The 17,874-nt window shown below is 51.1% G+C and carries 20 protein-coding genes; 9 read left to right on the forward strand and 11 right to left on the reverse strand.

Annotation, left to right across the window (positions count from 1 at the left end):
* Positions 1–139: 139 nt before the first annotated feature.
* Entirely contained in the window at positions 140–781 is a 642-nt protein-coding gene (locus IT971_RS07605; RefSeq protein ID WP_007091645.1) for a hypothetical protein, read from the forward strand.
* Positions 782–865: 84 nt separating this feature from the next.
* On the opposite strand, the gene IT971_RS07610 is transcribed toward IT971_RS07605, so the two are convergent.
* On the reverse strand, positions 866–1,309 hold the full coding sequence (locus IT971_RS07610; RefSeq protein ID WP_063093443.1) for a CoA-binding protein: 444 nt from the start codon (positions 1,307–1,309) through the stop codon (positions 866–868).
* Between the two features lie 208 nt (positions 1,310–1,517).
* On the opposite strand from IT971_RS07610, the gene IT971_RS07615 reads away from it, so the two are divergent.
* Positions 1,518–2,399, forward strand: a complete 882-nt coding sequence (locus tag IT971_RS07615) for a sulfite oxidase heme-binding subunit YedZ (RefSeq protein WP_063093384.1) — start codon at positions 1,518–1,520, stop codon at positions 2,397–2,399.
* On the opposite strand, the gene IT971_RS07620 is transcribed toward IT971_RS07615, so the two are convergent.
* Positions 2,371–3,006: a LysE family translocator gene (locus IT971_RS07620; RefSeq protein WP_063093385.1), complete on the reverse strand. Its 636-nt coding sequence runs from the start codon at positions 3,004–3,006 to the stop codon at positions 2,371–2,373. The two genes, IT971_RS07615 and IT971_RS07620, sit on opposite strands and share 29 nt — an antisense overlap.
* Positions 3,007–3,093: 87 nt before the next feature.
* Positions 3,094–3,903 carry an enoyl-CoA hydratase gene (locus tag IT971_RS07625; protein WP_007091641.1) on the reverse strand — a complete coding sequence of 270 codons (810 nt, stop codon included), beginning with the start codon at positions 3,901–3,903 and terminating at the stop codon, positions 3,094–3,096.
* Between the two features lie 155 nt (positions 3,904–4,058).
* Between IT971_RS07625 and IT971_RS07630 the strand changes: the two genes are divergently transcribed.
* The 6 genes from IT971_RS07630 to rpsI all read left to right on the forward strand — a co-directional run bounded on the left by IT971_RS07630 (position 4,059) and on the right by rpsI (position 7,796).
* Positions 4,059–4,961: a hypothetical protein gene (locus IT971_RS07630; protein ID WP_063093386.1), complete on the forward strand. Its 903-nt coding sequence runs from the start codon at positions 4,059–4,061 to the stop codon at positions 4,959–4,961.
* A gap of 204 nt (positions 4,962–5,165) precedes the next feature.
* Positions 5,166–5,504, forward strand: a complete 339-nt coding sequence (locus tag IT971_RS07635) for a hypothetical protein (RefSeq protein WP_139190014.1) — start codon at positions 5,166–5,168, stop codon at positions 5,502–5,504.
* Complete coding sequence (locus tag IT971_RS07640; RefSeq protein WP_063093387.1) at positions 5,501–6,067, forward strand: hypothetical protein; 567 nt, start codon at positions 5,501–5,503, stop codon at positions 6,065–6,067. Before IT971_RS07635 ends, IT971_RS07640 begins: the two co-directional genes overlap by 4 nt.
* A 157-nt stretch (positions 6,068–6,224) precedes the next feature.
* A complete protein-coding gene (locus IT971_RS07645; RefSeq protein ID WP_063093388.1) occupies positions 6,225–6,683 on the forward strand; it encodes a PaaI family thioesterase in 459 nt (152 codons plus the stop codon).
* A gap of 160 nt (positions 6,684–6,843) precedes the next feature.
* Positions 6,844–7,311 carry a 50S ribosomal protein L13 gene (gene rplM, locus IT971_RS07650; RefSeq protein ID WP_007091636.1) on the forward strand — a complete coding sequence of 156 codons (468 nt, stop codon included), beginning with the start codon at positions 6,844–6,846 and terminating at the stop codon, positions 7,309–7,311.
* Positions 7,311–7,796, forward strand: a complete 486-nt coding sequence (gene rpsI, locus IT971_RS07655; protein ID WP_007091635.1) for a 30S ribosomal protein S9 — start codon at positions 7,311–7,313, stop codon at positions 7,794–7,796. The genes rplM and rpsI overlap by 1 nt, the downstream gene beginning before the upstream one ends.
* Before the next feature lie 178 nt (positions 7,797–7,974).
* Here the strand turns inward: rpsI and IT971_RS07660 are convergent, their stop codons facing one another.
* Positions 7,975–9,138: an alpha-hydroxy acid oxidase gene (locus IT971_RS07660; RefSeq protein ID WP_063093389.1), complete on the reverse strand. Its 1,164-nt coding sequence runs from the start codon at positions 9,136–9,138 to the stop codon at positions 7,975–7,977.
* A gap of 387 nt (positions 9,139–9,525) precedes the next feature.
* Here IT971_RS07660 and IT971_RS07665 point away from each other — a divergent pair, with 387 nt between their 5' ends.
* Positions 9,526–10,386: a GNAT family N-acetyltransferase gene (locus tag IT971_RS07665; protein ID WP_063093391.1), complete on the forward strand. Its 861-nt coding sequence runs from the start codon at positions 9,526–9,528 to the stop codon at positions 10,384–10,386.
* An 89-nt stretch (positions 10,387–10,475) separates the two neighbouring features.
* On the opposite strand, the gene IT971_RS07670 is transcribed toward IT971_RS07665, so the two are convergent.
* The 7 genes from IT971_RS07670 to IT971_RS07700 all read right to left on the reverse strand — a co-directional run bounded on the left by IT971_RS07670 (position 10,476) and on the right by IT971_RS07700 (position 17,842).
* Complete coding sequence (locus IT971_RS07670) at positions 10,476–11,834, reverse strand: hypothetical protein (protein ID WP_063093392.1); 1,359 nt, start codon at positions 11,832–11,834, stop codon at positions 10,476–10,478.
* A gap of 38 nt (positions 11,835–11,872) precedes the next feature.
* Positions 11,873–12,973: a DegT/DnrJ/EryC1/StrS aminotransferase family protein gene (locus IT971_RS07675; protein WP_063093393.1), complete on the reverse strand. Its 1,101-nt coding sequence runs from the start codon at positions 12,971–12,973 to the stop codon at positions 11,873–11,875.
* Positions 12,970–13,383 carry an FdtA/QdtA family cupin domain-containing protein gene (locus tag IT971_RS07680; protein WP_063093394.1) on the reverse strand — a complete coding sequence of 138 codons (414 nt, stop codon included), beginning with the start codon at positions 13,381–13,383 and terminating at the stop codon, positions 12,970–12,972. Before IT971_RS07680 ends, IT971_RS07675 begins: the two co-directional genes overlap by 4 nt.
* Positions 13,384–13,490: 107 nt before the next feature.
* Positions 13,491–14,159, reverse strand: a complete 669-nt coding sequence (locus IT971_RS07685; protein ID WP_063093395.1) for an HAD family hydrolase — start codon at positions 14,157–14,159, stop codon at positions 13,491–13,493.
* Positions 14,143–15,831, reverse strand: coding sequence for a thiamine pyrophosphate-binding protein (locus IT971_RS07690; RefSeq protein ID WP_063093396.1), 1,689 nt, complete (start codon positions 15,829–15,831; stop codon positions 14,143–14,145). The genes IT971_RS07685 and IT971_RS07690 overlap by 17 nt, the downstream gene beginning before the upstream one ends.
* The gene (locus IT971_RS07695; RefSeq protein WP_063093397.1) at positions 15,828–16,901 is read right to left on the reverse strand and encodes a carboxylate--amine ligase; all 1,074 of its coding nucleotides are present in this window, start codon (positions 16,899–16,901) and stop codon (positions 15,828–15,830) included. The genes IT971_RS07690 and IT971_RS07695 overlap by 4 nt, the downstream gene beginning before the upstream one ends.
* Positions 16,898–17,842, reverse strand: coding sequence for a hypothetical protein (locus tag IT971_RS07700; RefSeq protein WP_063093398.1), 945 nt, complete (start codon positions 17,840–17,842; stop codon positions 16,898–16,900). Before IT971_RS07700 ends, IT971_RS07695 begins: the two co-directional genes overlap by 4 nt.
* Positions 17,843–17,874 lie beyond the last annotated feature (32 nt).

Raw genomic sequence — 17,874 nt, forward strand, 5'->3', positions numbered from 1 at the left:
TGGCATGATGCCACCCCGTTGTTTTTTATGGATAGTCGATTAAATACAGATTTAATCCTGTGAATAACGGTTGAAATTGGACGCAATACACCTAATGTCTGCGGGGTATCCGAGCCGCGAAAGGGAGAGACGGGGGAAGATGATCAGAAATTTGTGCCGTTCATTGCGCGGTGCCGGTATCTGCGCGATGGCCGTTGTTATCATGGCCGGAAGTTTTGCCCGACCAGGGGCTGCTGCAGATAAAACGCCACCAGTACCATTTGAAAAGCTTTATGCCGCCGAGCGCGGTGACGGCAAGTATCTTCGTTTCAATGCCTTTTCGGGCGAAATTCCGGGCAAGCGGATCAAGGCACTTTTGCGGTCCGGTCAGGTCATCGGTGATCGCATCCTTCTTGCCGAGGACGTCGCGGTTTATTTCCCGGATGGTTATATCGTCCAGTCACAGGTTCGTTTTGGCAAATATATCCCGCGTCCCGGTCTGATTGCCGGTGCTGTTGCCAAACGTGATCATCTGATCGAAAACCCGCGCTATGCGCTTGTCGGGCAGTTTGACCAGATTCTTGGCAAGGAATGCGCCCGTACCGAATATGCCAATGGTTTTGCTGCGCTCCGGATCAAGTCCGATGGCGTGATGTCGCTGGTGATGGAAACGTCGGGACTTTACGATCCGCTGGTTGACGAAGCGACGACGACCTACACGGTGACCAGTGCCGTGCAGCCGGATTTCATCGGCAATCAGGGGCTGGTTCCCGATTTGATGAAAATGTGTGGTCGCGGCTGATTTCGGCCTGCTTGGTATGAAATGAAAGGCACCGCCATTCACGCGGTGCCTTTTGTGTTTTTGGCGTCGGTCCGGCGCGCCGTATCAGGCGACTTTCCAGTCCGGGGCGAAAAGACGGGGGATTTCGATTGCCGGGCAACGGTTCATCACGACATCAAGCCCGGCATCCTGCGCGCGGGTGGCACCACTGATGTTGATGACGCCAAGCTGCATCCAAACGGATTTGGCACCAATCGCAATGGCCTCGTCAATCACACCACCGGCATCCTCGCTATTGCGGAAGATATCGACCATATCGACCGGCTCAGGAATATCGCCAAGGGTTGCGAAGACCTTTTGACCGTGGATTTCACCGCCAGCCTGGCCGGGATTGACCGGAATGACGTGATAGCCGCGCGATAAAAGGAACTTCATCACACCGTTTGACGGACGTTCGGCTTTCGGGCTGGCGCCGACCAGCGCAATTGTCTTGGTACGTTCAAGCAATGCCTGCGTGGCATTGTCGTCGGGATTTTTGAAATCGCTCATGTCATCTGCCTTTGGTTTGCGATGCGGCATCGTTATGTCTGTATGATACATAAGGTTTTGATCTGCTGCTGCAATCTTCTGGCGTCGGGATTATGTAATGCCGCGGCGCTCGCAGAAAGTTGATGGCAAATTTAACTGACGGATTGAACGAAACAGGGTTGAGTAGGGGATATATTGCCCATTACCCAAAACACCAAAGGTATCCCGCATGTTTCCATGGCTTGATCCGTCCGGCAGATTTTCGGTTTTTAAGCTGACCGTGTTTGTGCTGCTGCTTGTGCCGGGCTGTTTCATTCTCTGGCCGGTGATTGCCGAAGGCGGGGCGACCATTCCGGTCAAGGAGGCGATCCTTGAAAGCGGCGATTGGGCGATCCGGATGTTGCTGATCTCGCTTCTGATCACGCCGCTTCGCCGGATTACACGTGCCAGCAAGCTTGTCCAAATTCGCCGTCAGGTTGGTTTGGCGGCGTTGGGATATGCCTTAATCCATCTGTTGTTATATATGCTGAGCCAGTCATGGGATGTGCTGCGCGTGGCTAATGAAATTCTGGTACGGATTTACCTGACCATTGGCTTTGTCGCGCTGACGGGGCTTGTCATTCTTGGGATGACATCGACCAAATCAGCCATGCGCAAGCTTGGCAGGAATTGGACCCGGTTGCACAAGATCAGTTATGGCATTGGCGTGTTGGCGGCCCTGCATTTCTTTATGCAGTCAAAGATCGATGTCAGCGAAGCGACCCTGATGTCGGGATTTTTTGTTGCACTTATGCTGTATCGCGCAGCCCATGCGCGTGACTGGTCGTTGAGATCACCGTTGGTTCTGGTATCGATTGCGGTTCTGGCTGGGCTGGCAACGGCAGGGATTGAATATGCGTGGTACGGGCTTGCGACCGGTGTGCCGCCGTCGGCCGTTCTGGTCGCCAATCTGGAATTCATGTGGCCGTTGCGGCCGGCATGGAATGTGTTGCTGTGCGGATTGGTTGTCGTGGTGATCAGCCTGTTCGGGCGTGATGCGATCGGTCGTGAATGGCTGGGCCAGATCGCATCATCCCTGTCGGTCAGACCGCAGCGTTCGCGCGGCGGGTAAGGGCGGTCAGAAGGCCCGCACCGATCATTACGGCACCGCCTGCACGGGTCAGGCGCAACATGGCGGTCGGTTTGCGGAATTTTTCCCGCAGGGCACCGGCCATGATTGCCCAGATCGCAACATTGACCGCCGCCAGCGAGACAAAGGTTGCGGTCATAATCACGAATTGCGGCAATATGGGCATCGAGGCATTGACGAATTGCGGCACAAAGGCAATGAAGAACACGATGCCTTTGGGGTTTAAGGCCGTCACGATATAGGCCTGCAGGAACATGCGTGACGGTCGGTTGCGTTTGGCATCCGGGTTATCTTCCAGTGCGCCCGGTTTTTCGCGCCACATCTTGATGCCAAGATAAATCAGATATCCCGCGCCGCATAATTTCAGCACCGTAAACGCATTTGCCGATGCCGCCAGCAACGCACCGGCACCGGCCAGCGAAACCGTCATCGCGGTCAGGTCGCCCAGCGCAACACCCGGAACCGTCGCCCATGCGGTCTGGCGGCCCTTGCCAAGGGCATAGCTGACCACCAGCATGATGGTCGGACCGGGAATGGCCAGCACGATTGAGCAGGCCAGAACGAAGGTAAGCCAGATTTCCAAATTCATCATTCCCCTCCTTCGGGTGATTTTCAGCAATTATCAAGCCAGAGCCGACGGGGGAAGTCGAGGGCAAAGTAACGGGCGATATCGCGCCTATTCATGCCGCCATTCCGGATGGCGTTTTTCAACGAATGCGCCGATCCCCTCGCGCGCATCGTGTTTTTGCATGTTGTCGGTCATCACCCCGGATGCATAGGCATAAGCGTCGGACAATGGCATTTCGAGCTGGCGGTAGAATGCTTCCTTGCCCAGTTTTACCGTCATGCCCGAACGTGATGCGATGCGTTTGGCAAGGTCGTCAGTTGCGGTGATCAGGTCGTCATCTTCGACGACATCGGAAATCAGCCCCATCTGCCACGCGGTTTGGGCATCAATCGGGTCACCGGTCAACAGCATGCGCATGGCATGTTTGCGCGATACATTGCGGCTGAGTGCGACCATCGGGGTCGAACAGAACAGCCCGATATTGACGCCGGGTGTGGCAAATTTTGCAAATGTTCCGGCAACGGCAAGATCGCAGCTTGCCACCAGTTGGCAACCGGCCGCTGTCGCCACGGCATGAACGCGTGCGATCACCGGCTGGGGCAGGGTGACAATCCGCATCATCAGCGCGCTGCATTGGGAAAACAGGGCCGCATGGCCGTCGCAGGTGGAAATGCCGTTCATTTCCTTAAGGTCATGACCAGCACAAAAAGCCGGACCGTTTGCTGCAAGGATCACACAGCGAATGGCAGGATCGCCTGCGATCTGATCCAATGCCGTGTGCAGAGCCGCCATCATCGCCCCGGAAAGGGCATTGCGGCTTTTGGCGGCATTCAGGGTCAGGGTTGCGACCGGGCCCTCGTCTTTGCGCAGGACAAGGCTGGTTTCATCTGTGTGGCTGTTGGGCGAGTTTCTGGTCATTTATGCCTCCCTGTGATGGCGCGCACTGTATGTTTTTTACTTTTACGTCAATATACTGTCGTTGTAGAATTTCACGTCCCGGTTTTGTTGGAAACTAAAAATACCACAATAATGATCCTGACCTGTGGGGCGGTCCCGTTTATGGGCAGTGGGAAATGACCGACGACGAAAAACGTAAACCACAGCGGGCTCCTGGTCGTTTTGTCACGACCAAGGAAATCGTTAAAAAGCGCCAGCCGGTTTCGCCGGTCGCCAAGACGAAAATGAAACGCTATGACCGTAAGGAGGCCATAGACTGGGACATGGAACGTCAGCGCGCCGAGGCACGCGCCCGGTTGTTAAGCCGCGGGTTTGACGTTCCCGAAATCCTTCAGCCCCGCCGACCGGAAAAGGATCCGGATAACCCGGATGTCAGCGCCCTTGATCCCGATATGGCGCGTGATATTTCCGGGACGGCAATGGCGGGACCGAAACCCGCCGCGTCGAAAAAGATAAAGCCGGTTACCGCAAATGATCTGCGCAGTACCGGTAAACCGGGCGACAGGCCGAAACCCAATCGTCACGTCCTTGCCGGAAATGCAGCCCTGTATCAGGCCCAACCCAATGGGGCGCAGACAAATGCCGCGCAGGAAGACCTGCGGGGCGGGGATGACGGGACAGGAAGTGCGTATAGGGAATATCTGGAAAGTCTGGGCGATGGGGCGCAAACCGGCCTGGATATGCATAACGATATTGCCGGTCGTGTAGATGATCTGAAATCCACATCGCGCAATGGATCTGGCAATATCGATCTGCCTGATAACAGTGCAAACTGGCTTAGTCAGGAAGAAGCCCGACGACTTAATTCCGGTATTGTATCGCCGGCACATTCGGCACGCGCGGACGGCCGGAAAGCCACCAAGCAGCGCCGGGCCAACAAAAAAGCAACGGAACGCAGAAATGCTTTGGCGCTTGATAAAGTCCTGCCCAAGCTGGGTGCATATATGGTTGCAGCCATTGCTGTCGGCTATGTTCTGGTGCTGGTTTATACCGAGCTTGGCAAATTGATCAGCGGATAGCGTAAAAGCAATCCAGAATAGAATATCAATTCCTGAACTTTGCCTCAAACCTGCCTAAATGTGGGGACTATTATACCGTGTTGCACGCTTAAGCGTGTGACAGGGGATTTTATGATTCGTAATTATGCGTAATGGGGAGAGTGCAAGACGAGGGGGACCCTGTATTGGCTGGCAAGGTATGCCGGGTAAGGCAGGGGCTGGAATGTGACATTAACCCTTGTTGCAGGAGACGGCGGAGGTAGCGCCGTAGTCGCCATGGAAAGTGACGTAAAAGGTCAGGAAGACCGCCACCCGGTTTACCTTCCGGAAAACCGGTATCACTGGGCGTCCAACGATGAAGTGGACAAGCCCACAGTTATCCTGCGTGGTCCGGTCAGGCCAAGATTTAAACGTCCCACATCCGATATCAGTTCCAATTTCGATCTGAATGACTGGTTGCGGAAAAAATTACCGCGCGCCAGTGCATCCCTGATTGTCAGTATCGTAATTGCGAGTGTGATCCTCGCGACCTATTCAGAACTTGCTGTTCTGTTATCACGATGATGGCACGTATATCAGGGGTGGATCGCGCGGCACCAGCGCGTCTGGTGTCGGCCGGTGTCCGCCGTCGGGCGCACATGCAGGGCATGGATAATAACCAGCCAGATGGTAATATATCGGGGGTGCAGGACCCGATTGATCCTAACCCGGATCAGGATGCCCGCGACAGTGATCCGCGCGAAAGCGGCGAGCAACCCAAAAAAACAAATCCCAGTACCGCAGCGACCGAAACGATATCCGAAGACGTTAAACCGTTTGCTGATTTCATTTCGATCCTGACGCCCTTTGGACACCGCTCCGTTACCCAAGATGGTGACGACACGATGCATTCCAAGCTCCCACAAACCCGGCCCGGTGTGTTTTCCGAAGCCTTGCCGGGGCATCCACCAGAAATTCCTGTTCATGCAAATGCGCTCAGGCCGACTGCATTGTCTGGGGCTGCCGTGAAGCGGCGTGGAGTGGAAAAGTGGTTGCCCAATATCGGATCCTTCCTGATTACGGTCATTGTGATTCTGGCCGTGATCTGGATAACGGTGATCGAGCTTTCGTCAATTCTTGGCGGGTAGGAGAGGGGATTTTCAGGGGCGTTTCTATGCGGCACCGGTTGTGATCATCAAGGGGGCTGGTTTGAAAATATTGACGTTAACGTAAACGTTATGTCAGGCTGTGTGCAAAGAGAACAGCGCCACCAAAGGCAAGGGTGGCGACAGGGAGGAACCCGCAATGACAGCCATGCCACCCCGCACGGGCATAACACCTGCTGATTTTGATGTGATCATGCGCGAGAAAGTTCCGTTCGTCGGGGACATGAACGTACGAACCGAAGAACTTTCGGGGGACCGTGCCTTGTTGCGCCTGCCATTCAATGAACGGCACATCCGGCCGGGCAATGTGATTTGTGGCCCGGCAATCTTTGGATTGGCCGATATTGCGCTTTATGCGGTGGCGTGGCTTGTGGTACCCAAGGCCGATCTGGCGGTGACGACCGAGGCGACCGTGCATTTCCTTTCCGGGGCAAAGCCGGGTGATTTGCTGGCGGAGGCGAAAATCCTCAAAGCCGGGAAGCGGCTTCTGATTGCGGAATGTCATATCCGGTCGGCTGTTGACGATGCACTTTGCGCGCATGTCATCGGGACCTATGCCATTCCGCCGGAAAAGGGGGCGGAGCCGAAACCGGTATGAAAATGATGAAAATCAATGTGGTAAAATAATACCTATTGATTTAAGTTGTTGAAATGTAACGAAATATTCCTGTTGCTTTCCTGTTTAATGCTGGCATACTGCGCCGACTTTCAACGAGGGGCGATTCCCTCCGTGGAACCCAGTTTTCGAGTATTAAATTATGAAAACCTTCACTGCGACACCGAGTGACATCGAGCGCAAATGGTTTGTAGTCGACGCAGAAGACGTCGTACTCGGCCGTCTTGCAGCCGTTGTTGCCAACCGTCTTCGTGGTAAACACAAAGCAATGTTTACCCCGCACATGGATTGTGGCGATCACATCGTCATCGTCAATGCCGAAAAAGTCAAACTGACCGGCCGTAAACTTCAGAACAAGAAGTTCTACTGGCACACCGGTTATCCGGGCGGCATCAAAGAACGCACCATGGACAAGCTGCTGAATGGCGAGCATCCGGAACGTGTGATCATCAAAGCTGTCGAGCGTATGATGTCCCGTGGTCCGCTGCGCAGCCAGGTTCTTTCCAAGCTGCACGTCTATGCCGGTACCGAGCATCCGCATGATGCACAGAAGCCGGAAGTTCTCGATCTTGCCGCAATGAACGACAAGAATAAGCGGAGTGCTAAGTAATGGCCGACACCAAAACTCTTGAAGATCTCAAAGATCTGGCACAGGGCGGTGAAGCTGCTGCTGCAGAAGGCACCCTGCCGGAACCGAAGATCGACGCACAGGGCCGTTCCTATGCAACCGGTCGTCGTAAGAACGCAATTGCACGCGTCTGGATCAAACCGGGCTCGGGTAAAGTTACCGTCAATGGCCGCGAATTCGAAGATTACTTCGCACGTCCGGTTCTGCGCATGGTGATCAACCAGCCGTTCGGCGTTGCCAACCGTAAAGATCAGTTCGACGTCGTTTGCACCGTTACCGGTGGTGGTCTTTCTGGTCAGGCCGGTGCCGTTCGTCACGGTATCTCGCGCGCGCTGACCCTGTTTGAGCCGGCACTGCGTCCGTCGCTCAAGGCAGGCGGCTTCCTGACCCGTGACTCCCGTGCAGTCGAACGTAAAAAATACGGTCGCGCCAAAGCACGTCGTAGCTTCCAGTTCTCGAAACGTTAAGTCGTTTTCGGGCAGCAGGCTCGCGATTTTATTGGAAAAGCGTCACCTTCGGGTGGCGCTTTTTCTTTTTGCGGGTGTTGCTTTGTCTGCGGGCAAAACCAACAAAAAAACGGCGTCTTCGCGAAGGAAAGACGCCGTTTTTTGTTTGGTTCAGCGGAATGTAACAGCGGGTATTGCGTTACTGCCAGCGGTCCGAAAAATCGCGCGGGATCATAAGGATGTCGCGATCCACCTTGGTCACGTCCGTACGCCCGCAAAGCGCCATGGAGACTTCAAGCTCCTTGTGAATGAGCTCAAGCGCCTTGGTCACACCGGCTTCGCCCATTGCGCCCAGACCATAAACATAAGCGCGCCCGATATAGGTGCCCTTGGCGCCCAGTGCCAGTGCTTTCAGCACATCCTGGCCGGAACGGATCCCGCTATCCAGATGGACCTCGATCTTGTCACCGATGGCATCCATGATTGCGGGCAATGCACGGATTGAGGACAGGGCACCATCAAGCTGGCGTCCGCCATGGTTGGAAACAATGATGGCATCTGCGCCAACGTTAAGGGCTTCCAGGGCATCACGCGGATCAATGATCCCCTTGATGATCAAGGGCCCATCCCACATTTTGCGGAACTCGCGAATACGGTCCCAATCAAGTGATTCATCGAACGCTTCGGCGGTCCAGGTACTCAGTGAAGAGGGGTCGGCAACCCCCTTGGCATGGCCGACGATGTTACCAAAGAAGCGGCGCTTGGTGCCAAGCATACCCAGCCCCCACTGCACCTTTGTCATCATGTTGGCGACCGATTTGACGGTCAGCTTGGGCGGGGCGGAAAGGCCGTTCTTCAAATCCTTGTGGCGTTGCCCGAGCATCTGAAGGTCCACCGTGATGACCGCGGCGGAGCACTTGGCTGCTTTCGCTCGGTCAAACAGCCGCTTCATGAAATCGTCGTCTTTGAGCGTGTAAACCTGTAACCAGAAGGGCTTGGAGGTGTTCTCGGCAACATCCTCGATCGAACAGATCGACATGGTCGACAATGTGTAGGGCACGCCGAACTTCTCTGCTGCGCGGGCAGCCTTGATTTCGCCGTCTGCACATTGCATGCCGGTCAGTCCCACCGGGGCAAGGGCGACAGGCATGGCGACATCCTGACCGATCATCCGGCTTTTGGTCGAGCGCCCGGCCATGTCGATCGCGACCCGCTGACGCAGGTGAATATCCTGAAAGTCGGTGGTGTTTTCACGGAATGTCTGCTCGGTCCAGCTTCCGGATTCTGCGTAATCGTAAAACATGCGCGGTGCGCGACGTTTATAGATACGTTTCAGGTCTTCGACGCAGGTAATCACTGGCATGAGGTCAACTCCGAATAAAATGCGCTCGGTAATGGTAATACCAGTTTCGGAGGTTATCGCAAACCGAATTGAAAATCAGCTTCTTGCAGGGCCCAAATTGTTTCCGTATTCCGGAATCAGGGTGATGTTGTGGTCGGAAAAGAATTTTAAAAAGAAGGATCGAAAATTCGGAAGGTTGTGATAATAACAATCCATCGAAGAGATATTTTTTGAATTTAAGGTGACATCGGATGGTTGGAACAATGCGACGAGCTTTCAAGACATAAGTGTTTGAACCTCTGTTGGATTACCTTGCGATATGTGAAGGGCCGCTAATGGAGCGGTCTTTTTTTATGCCAATTCGGAAGGTTGGCAATTACCTGAAGCCCAAAGAAAGGGACCCCCGATATGCAGTACAGAAAGCTGCACGACACCGATTTTGATGCCGCAACCGCATTCCTTGCCAAACATTCTGCGACTTGCATGGTGCTGCGCGGGAACCTGCGAGCTGCCGGTATCGAGCGACGTCGTCACCCGCTTTCTGGGAACTGGTTCGGGGAAGTTGCCCCTGATGGTGGCATCAGCGCGATTGTCGCGCAGTTTGGCAATGGTAAGGTGTTTGTTGAGGTTGGCGATCAGAAGGCTATCCCCAAGGGGTTGACTGCGGCGTTTATTGCCGATCCGCTCAAGCCGGTTTCTGGTGTGTTTGGTGATGCCGACGCAGCGCAGGATATGCTGTGCCAGTTGGGGCTTGAGGACGCGGCCTACGCGATCAACGTATCGGATGTGCTTTACGAGCTTGATCTCAGCAATTTGATCGTGCCACAAAATGCACGCGCTGACGATTTTCAGATGGTCGATGCGGAAAAGATTGACCGCAATACCCTGTTGCGCTGGTTGCGCGCCTACGAGATCGAGGCATTGGGGGCAGAAGACACACCAAGCCTTGATAGTAAAATTGCTTCGCGCCTTGTCCATGCACTTGATGCAAGAACAATGTGGGGCCTGATCGTTGATGGCAAGACCGTGTCGCTTTCAGGCTTCAACGCGATCGTGCCCGACATGGTGCAAGTCGGCCCCGTCTGGACCCCGCCAGAGGAGCGCTCCAACGGTTATGCCCGTATTCTTGTTGCCAAAACGCTTTTGGCGGTGCGGGCGAGGGGCGTTAAACGTGCTATTCTGTCAACCGATAGTGACGCGGCCGCGAAGGCCTATGAAGCGCTTGGGTTTGAGAAGGTCGGGCGGTATCGGTTGGCGTTGTTGAAGTGAGTATTGATGTGTTCAGCGAGCCTGCTTCGGAATGCATCAAGTAAGCTTTGCATGTTAGGACTAAAACACATGCCAAAGTGTTTCGGTTGCTATTGCTGCTTCGGTGAATTGATTTTGATGAACGGCGGAACGTAGAAGCGTTCTGATGATAACCATTGCTTTTGATAGAAAGTGAGGTCGATCTCATCAGCTTGAAAATCAAAGGGGACTTGCAATCGCCCCCCCGCGATGGTCGATTCAAGACGGTCCGCACATGTCTTTAGCGAAAACGTTTTACGAATGAACTCAGCTCGCTCCTGCAACTTTTTTATGTTCGGCCCGTCTTTTCTAAAGTGTTGTATTCGATCAATTAGTTCTGTTGTTGAGGCGGACAGGTAGTCGTCGCCGAACATGCCTCCCTTCGCTTTGCACCCGAAGATCGGGAGACACAGAAGCATCGCATTGGTAACTGACGTTCCTCCGCCTTCGGGGAAGCTGTCAATGTAAGCCTTGGCATTCCTCATCTGACGAATGGTCGCATCCCTGGTTTGTGTGCCGAGGATCTCCAAATTTCTTTTTGCTTTATCAGACAGCTTACTGAAGGGGGTGGCGTTACCCACTCCAATAATTTTAAGTTTTTCGTCAAGTTTTCCACAAAGTTCTTCAACGAAATCTACGAAGATTGTGGAATTATCCAGATGATATTTGTGGGCGCCGCCGACAGTAATGAAGTAGTTGCCGGTAACTTTGTCTTCAGTTGGCTCATTACTGACATTCAGATCCGTACATGGAATTCCAAGAAAAGATTGGCTTTTGGGATGACGGAATGCTTGCGTTGATAACCAACTTCCTGCCGAGATTTCGAGTACGGTAGAGCATTGAGACGGCCCGTAACTGAAATGAATATCTGCATGGTTTACAAACAGACACGGTATCCCCTCGCGTTCTGCAAATATTGCTGCGCAACATGCGACGATGTCATCTGGATGGATGTGTAATACGACTGCCTTGCTCTGCAAAAACAAGTTCGTCAGGCTATTGAGCTTCTCTAGGTGTGAGCCGCTGCAGATGTGCGTAGCAATACCCGACTGCTTGATATCTGATGCTACATTCGGCGTGACATTTCGCGTGATCACAAGTTGTACGTGCTCGCCTCGCTGAGCTTGCTCTTTTGCGAGGTTAACACACAGGGGGGTATGACCACCGACGTCGTACCCTTCGGACAGTACATGGGTTATCGCTCCCTTTGTAACTGTTTTACCGTTCGTCGTGATTGCGGAGGAAACTTTGTGAAATACGTGTCTTTCGACCTCCGGACATGCCCATCTACTGGTTGTATTCAGCCAGTGAAACTTCCCGTAATGTTCGGCCAGATTGAATAGCTGATTTAAATCTTCACTTTTTTCTATAGCTTGTAGAAGTACACCATCAATCTTGATTGCGAGTTGTTCTTTAGCTGGGCCGTGCATTCAACTTGCTTTCTCTTTCGGGGGTCCAAGAAGCTTTTCTAGCCGAGAAAATCAAGGACGTGGTCCGCGACAATATTTGCGTCCGTTTTGGACATATGTGGTCCCATCGGTAGGCTCAGGACCTCTTGCGCCATCTGATTGGCAATTGGATAGCTCGTAGCGGCAATTCGTAGTTCTGAATATGCTTCTTGACGGTAGGGCGGAATTGGGTAGTGAATTAGGGTGCCTATCTGATTGGCTGCAAGGGCTTTTTGCAGTCGATCCCGCTTTGGATGCCTTATAACAAACAGATGCCATGCGTGACCACAGTTTGCGGGGCTGGTTGGGAGAACAAGTTCGGTATCTCTGAGTTTATCAAAATAAACATTCGCAATATCCTTACGGCGCGCATTCCAAGTGTCGAGGTACTTAAGCTTGACCTGTAGCATTGCAGCCTGAAGTGGGTCTAACCGACTGTTCATTCCTTTAAGCTGGTTCTGGTATTTGACCGCAGAGCCATAGTTTCGAATTAACTTTAGTTTGTGTTCGATCTTCTTTGAATTGGTTGTGATGGCACCACCATCTCCGAAAGCTCCCAGATTTTTTCCTGGATAGAAGCTCCAGCAGACTGCATCTCCGTGGCTGCCAATCTTTTTGTTATTGTAAGTCGCGCCATGAGCTTGAGCAGCGTCTTCAATTAGAAATATAGAGTTTCTTTTGCAGAACTGTTGTATCCCAACAATATCGGCAGGAAGCCCGTATAGGTGTACTGCTATGACAGCACGCGTCCTGGGAGTTAGTGCGCTGCCAAGCTGTTCAGCACTCAGATTAAACGTTCGCTGATCGGGCTCGACTGCTACTGGCACAGCACCGACAGCGGACACAGCCAGCCAGGTCGCAATAAAGGTATGTGAGGGAACAATAACCTCGTCGCCTGGGCCTATGTCTAATGCCTTTAGGCTAAGCACCAACGCGTCAAGTCCACTTGCCACGCCAACACAGAAACGTGCTTCACAATATGTTGCAAAGTCACGTTCAAAATTCTCGACAAACTCGCCAAGTATATAAATGCCTGAATCCATAACCGTCTGATACGCTTGGTCGAGCTCTTCCTTGATCTCCAGGTAGCTAGCTCTGGGGTCCAAAAAGGCAACAGTCATTCGTTGCTCCATCGGGCACGCATGAATTCAGCGTAATCGCGATGATAATCTTCCTCGCGATAAACACTCGATGCGAGTACCATGCAGACAGACCCAGAGGAAAAGTTGTCGAGTTCACGCCAAATCATAGGGCAGATATAAAGGCCATAATAGGAGCGATTGAGATGGTAAGTTTTCTTATCTTTTCCGTCGTCAATGGTGATGTCAAAGCTACCTGACATTGCAACTATAAGTTGATGAAGGTTTTTATGGGCATGGCCGCCACGGACTCCACCTCCTGGAACGTCATAAAGATAATAAACGCGCGCTATATCGAAGGGGATATGGTGAGTTCCCTCAACAAAGGTCAGGCTGCCTTGATCGCTGGATATTTTTGGTAGTTCGATGATTTTGCACCCATCAATCGACATCGAAAGGGCCCCGTGGCTGTCTGTAAAACGCTTCAACTCCAACACAGTAGCACATTCTTTTGGGAGAATAGAACGCTCAGTTTTCGCTTTTGTGTTTGGCAGAAGGTTTAGTTGGTTAGGTGTTTGCGTAGGAGCAGTTGTTCCCAGAGAGAAGCATCAAACATTGATACGGACGGAATAATGGCATCTGGAGAGCACGCTTCAAAGGCCGATTTAAGAGTGTGACCGGTTTCTACAGCTACGGTTAAGATATCTAGTGCTTTGCCCGTACAGATATCTTCGCAGGTATCCCCGACGATAATGTCGGCTGCGCGTGGGACTGTGCGCGACTTTATTGCTTCTTCCTTGCTCGATTTTGCGAGCGTGACGATTACATTTTTGAAAAACCTGTTCCAACCCAGATCTGCTAACTGTTTTTCCACGCCGATGGAGGACTGACGAGCTGTGACCAGATGCAAATCTGAGTAAGTCGATAACTTCGATAAAAAGTTCTCGGCGCCCGGGAGGGGACAGTCTAGTGCCAAAAGCTCGGGATTTTCGATCTCTGATAGCCATCCGGCTTTGAAGTTTGTGACTTGCCGAGGGTTTAACCGAAGAATATCCGTCAGCAGGGATTCTTGAGTCAGTCCGGTATTCTTGAGGTCCCAGTATTCTGAGAACGAAATTTTTCGGCTTGTTGGATTGAGTTCACTGAAGAGTCTGTACAGACGTTTGCTCGGATCAATCAACGTACCGTCAAAATCAACATAGAGGTTTTTGTCAGATGGAAGCGTCATTTATTCGCTCTGCCTCAAAAAACTCTGCTTCGTCGTATCTGTTTGACAGTTTTGAGTCGAATGCAATCTCAAGTTCAATTATGTAGGGCTTATGGTCGGCTAGAGACTCTTTGAGAGTGGAAATTTCATCGAGAGTCTTGATGCAGACATATTCGATACCGTACGCCGTCGCTATTGCATTTAAATCGACGCATTGAAACTCATCTCGATTGGAGCCGTAGTAATGATTGTTGTAATATCGAGACTGAACCTCTCTCATCATTCCTAGCGTATTATTATTAAATACTAGGCACTTGATGGGGAGTTTGCGGTGTCCAATGAACATCAACTCTTGGATGTTCATTTGTAATCCTCCATCACCAGTAAAGCAAATAACCTGCTTGTCCGGATGAGCTATTTGGGCCCCAATAGCGCAGGGAAGCGAAAATCCCATACTTCCCAGTCCGGAGGAATTTAGGATGCGCTGCTCCCCGCGGGATCTGAAACCTTGAGCGACCCACATTTGGTTGTGACCAACATCAGAAGTGATTATCGCATTATGGCTTATAATATCGGACAGTTTTTCGACTGCTTTAACGGGGTCGAGACCCACGGTGTTAAGGTAAGCATTTTTCTTATATTTTTTTTCCCACTCTTGGATTATCGCATGCCAATGAGAAAAGTCAGGAAATGAAAAACCGGCACACTCAGAGTTTATGTTTTGCAGGAAGTGCTTCAAGTGTGATTTTACGGTTATTTCTTCTTTAAAAATTCGATGAAGCTCATTTTCGTCTATGTCGACATGAACAACCTTAGCGCCACTGTATTTGGACGGGTCTTTTCCTACTTGCCGTTGCCCAAAACGCGCTCCTAGGGCGATGATAAGATCGGAATTCTGAATTGCCATATTGGCATAAGTATTTCCGTGAAGCCCCGCGAAACCATAGTTTTCTTCAACACTGTCCAAGCCCATTAGGGTAGCTATAACTGGTATACCCGACAGTTTTGCAAATTCTCGTACTTCTGTGTGGGCTTTTGCTGTTCGAATGCCACCTCCGACCAAAATTGTAGGACGTATAGAACCGGCAATCAGTTTTTTGATTTGGGGGATTTTTAGGTCAGGAATGCTCAGGGCTGGAGGGGTAAACCCGTGAAGGCTCTCAGGTACTATTTCTGCAAACTGAACATCTATAGGGATATCGAGAAGCACAGCACCAGGTCGACCGGATACCGAAAGATGATAAGCTTTTTCCAGCTCAAACCTGATTTCTTGTGGATTGTCGATAAGTTTGGCGTATTTTGTGATCGGCTTTACAATTGCAGTAATGTTAAGATCTTGAAAGCCATTTTGGCGTGCGTTTCCCTTTGTGAGTATATTGCTACGGTAATCTTGGCCAGTGATAAACAGTGTCGGGGTTGAATCCAGATAGGCATTGGCAATACCTGTAACCAGATTGGTGGCGCCTGGGCCAGAAGTTGCCAAAGCGACACCGACAGTATCGGTTACTCGACCATACGCATCGGCCGCAAACGAAGATGCTTGTTCATGGTAGTTTTGAATATACACGATCTGTCCGGTTGCGACCATTTCGTCAAGCATCTTCAGAATGGCGCCACCAGAGTATCCAAAAACATGCCTTACATTTTTGGAAACGAGGAATTCAGCAATATATTTTGCGACATTCATTTTCATGGGGCCTCGTTGAGCAAAGCGCGAATTTCTGCTGCTGTCGTCAGAAGCGGGGCGCGATCCATAGCCCTTAACCAAAGCAATCCATCAGGAAGAGGATTCCGCATCTTGGCCTCTTTGGGAGGAAGGCGATTGTACAGTACGATGTCTTTCAGGATCGCAGGCATATTGAGGCCGGCTTCTGCGAAGAACTGAATCGTGGTAAAAAAACGAGAAATATTGATCTCTGTAGGGTTCGGGACGCCATTCTTATCGTAAGTCATATCGACACCATATATACCATGAGGCGTCTTACTTACGGCCCGAACGGCATTTTTTCCTATTTCCTCAACTTCGGGATCAGAACAGGTTTCACCAATTTTCGTAACCCCGGTTACCCCTGATGGACTAAGGGAACTGTGGGCCCAGCCTTTGCGCCGCCTTGATTGGGAAACGACCAGATCGCCATCTTTCCAGATTGATAGCCAAGTCACTGTTTGGCTTGTTAACAGTTCTGCTGCAGAAAAATGTCCCCAACCATCATACCGCTCAATCCATTCGATTGCTTCATTTAAGTCGTTGGTGGGAAAGGCACCTTTTCCTCCGCCACCAATTTCAGTAGAGCGAAGCCAGATTGTGCCTTCTTCGTCGCCTAAATTTTCTAGTGCGACTTTTAAGTCTTGCGGAGTGTTAATTAGTATATTTTCTGGGACCACTAAGCCATGACTTTTGAATTTTTCCCAAGACTTGAATTTGTGAACGCAAGTATCAATCGTTTCAAAATCAGGGACCAGCATTCTTACGCCGGTGGCTTCAATCTCGTCACGAAATTTAAGCGCGGTCCAAAGCTCTAAGTCATGTTGAAAATGAATCATATCGGGCTTAAGTGCCGCGAGTGTTGCAAGAAATTTAGTCTTGTAATCAGGATGTTGTGAGTGTGGTATCAAGTAACGAACGTCGGCATCACACATCACTAGGTCGATTGGATCAGAGCCAAACCCGATGATTTGTTCGCCGCTGTTGGCCATGCGCAAACAATTTATAACCCCGTTAGCCTGAGCGCTTCCTGCACCTGTGATAATAATTTTTTTCATTGTTCTTGAGTGTCCGATACGAGTTCGGCATAACCCATGCCATCCATACCGTAATGATTTCCACAGTAGAACAGATAGACCTTATCTTTGAATTGGAAGCGCTCGGCAAAAGCAATCATTTCGCTATCCCAACCTGAGTTGGACACATCAATACCGATCTCCTCGTCTCTTCTTTCAAAATCGATACCATTTTTTGAGATCGCATATCCAAGACGATACCCCTGCGAAAGGCTCCGAATTGAGTATATGATGTGGTGCAAGTCGGCTTCTTTCCATAGTGTGCATTTCGCAATTCCATGTTCATCGCGACTTTTGAACGTTAAAGAAGTTTTTCCGGGCGACCGAGGCCATTCCGTTGGGCTGTTGGAGGATAGGTATTTCAGGTCATAAAGCGGAAGCTTTTTGCCGTTGCTGTTGATCCAGCCGTCTTCAGTATCGGCAGTATACCACATACGGTAAGTTCCACCTTCTTTTAGCACGAAGGGAGCACACCGAGTTGACTTCTCTCCTGTCGTGCGATCAAGCATTGGTGAATGCGAACTGATTTTGCGGAAAGACTTGCCGTTGTCATCACTTACAGCTACGCCAGCAAAAATCATGTAGGGGACTTTTACGCATAGTTGATATCCAGAGTAATAAAGGAACAGCTTATTGCCATCCTCTAGAATGGAAGCGGTTACGACGCCATTGTCATCAAAGGCACCGTCGGCACCAATATCAAGAACGGGTTGTTGGCTGTAATCAAGAATCTCAGAAGGATTGCTTGGAGATACATCGACATAACCAATTCTGCCGACATTGTTTTCGTCGCACATGGTGACGAAAATGCGAAGTCGGTCGTCATTGATCAGATGAGGTACCGGAACCATGGTGTTGCGTTGGTACCAAGGTAAATTAAACGTCTTATTGTTGCAGATGAGACCTTTCTTTAACCACTGCATCCAAGATTCCATTCAATTTGAAGTGATTTTTG

It is taken from the genome of Thalassospira sp. B30-1 (genome assembly GCF_015767575.1).
Lineage (GTDB): Bacteria > Pseudomonadota > Alphaproteobacteria > Rhodospirillales > Thalassospiraceae > Thalassospira > Thalassospira xiamenensis.

Coding starts and splice junctions, on each gene's coding strand:
- IT971_RS07605 (WP_007091645.1), top strand. CDS start 140: ATGATCAGAAATTTGTGCCGTTCATTGCGCGGTGCCGGTATCTGCGCG.
- IT971_RS07610 (WP_063093443.1), bottom strand. CDS start 1,309: ATGAGCGATTTCAAAAATCCCGACGACAATGCCACGCAGGCATTGCTT.
- IT971_RS07615 (WP_063093384.1), top strand. CDS start 1,518: ATGTTTCCATGGCTTGATCCGTCCGGCAGATTTTCGGTTTTTAAGCTG.
- IT971_RS07620 (WP_063093385.1), bottom strand. CDS start 3,006: ATGAATTTGGAAATCTGGCTTACCTTCGTTCTGGCCTGCTCAATCGTG.
- IT971_RS07625 (WP_007091641.1), bottom strand. CDS start 3,903: ATGACCAGAAACTCGCCCAACAGCCACACAGATGAAACCAGCCTTGTC.
- IT971_RS07630 (WP_063093386.1), top strand. CDS start 4,059: ATGACCGACGACGAAAAACGTAAACCACAGCGGGCTCCTGGTCGTTTT.
- IT971_RS07640 (WP_063093387.1), top strand. CDS start 5,501: ATGATGGCACGTATATCAGGGGTGGATCGCGCGGCACCAGCGCGTCTG.
- IT971_RS07645 (WP_063093388.1), top strand. CDS start 6,225: ATGACAGCCATGCCACCCCGCACGGGCATAACACCTGCTGATTTTGAT.
- rplM (WP_007091636.1), top strand. CDS start 6,844: ATGAAAACCTTCACTGCGACACCGAGTGACATCGAGCGCAAATGGTTT.
- rpsI (WP_007091635.1), top strand. CDS start 7,311: ATGGCCGACACCAAAACTCTTGAAGATCTCAAAGATCTGGCACAGGGC.
- IT971_RS07660 (WP_063093389.1), bottom strand. CDS start 9,138: ATGCCAGTGATTACCTGCGTCGAAGACCTGAAACGTATCTATAAACGT.
- IT971_RS07665 (WP_063093391.1), top strand. CDS start 9,526: ATGCAGTACAGAAAGCTGCACGACACCGATTTTGATGCCGCAACCGCA.
- IT971_RS07670 (WP_063093392.1), bottom strand. CDS start 11,834: ATGCACGGCCCAGCTAAAGAACAACTCGCAATCAAGATTGATGGTGTA.
- IT971_RS07675 (WP_063093393.1), bottom strand. CDS start 12,973: ATGACTGTTGCCTTTTTGGACCCCAGAGCTAGCTACCTGGAGATCAAG.
- IT971_RS07680 (WP_063093394.1), bottom strand. CDS start 13,383: ATGTCGATTGATGGGTGCAAAATCATCGAACTACCAAAAATATCCAGC.
- IT971_RS07685 (WP_063093395.1), bottom strand. CDS start 14,159: ATGACGCTTCCATCTGACAAAAACCTCTATGTTGATTTTGACGGTACG.
- IT971_RS07690 (WP_063093396.1), bottom strand. CDS start 15,831: ATGAAAATGAATGTCGCAAAATATATTGCTGAATTCCTCGTTTCCAAA.
- IT971_RS07695 (WP_063093397.1), bottom strand. CDS start 16,901: ATGAAAAAAATTATTATCACAGGTGCAGGAAGCGCTCAGGCTAACGGG.
- IT971_RS07700 (WP_063093398.1), bottom strand. CDS start 17,842: ATGCAGTGGTTAAAGAAAGGTCTCATCTGCAACAATAAGACGTTTAAT.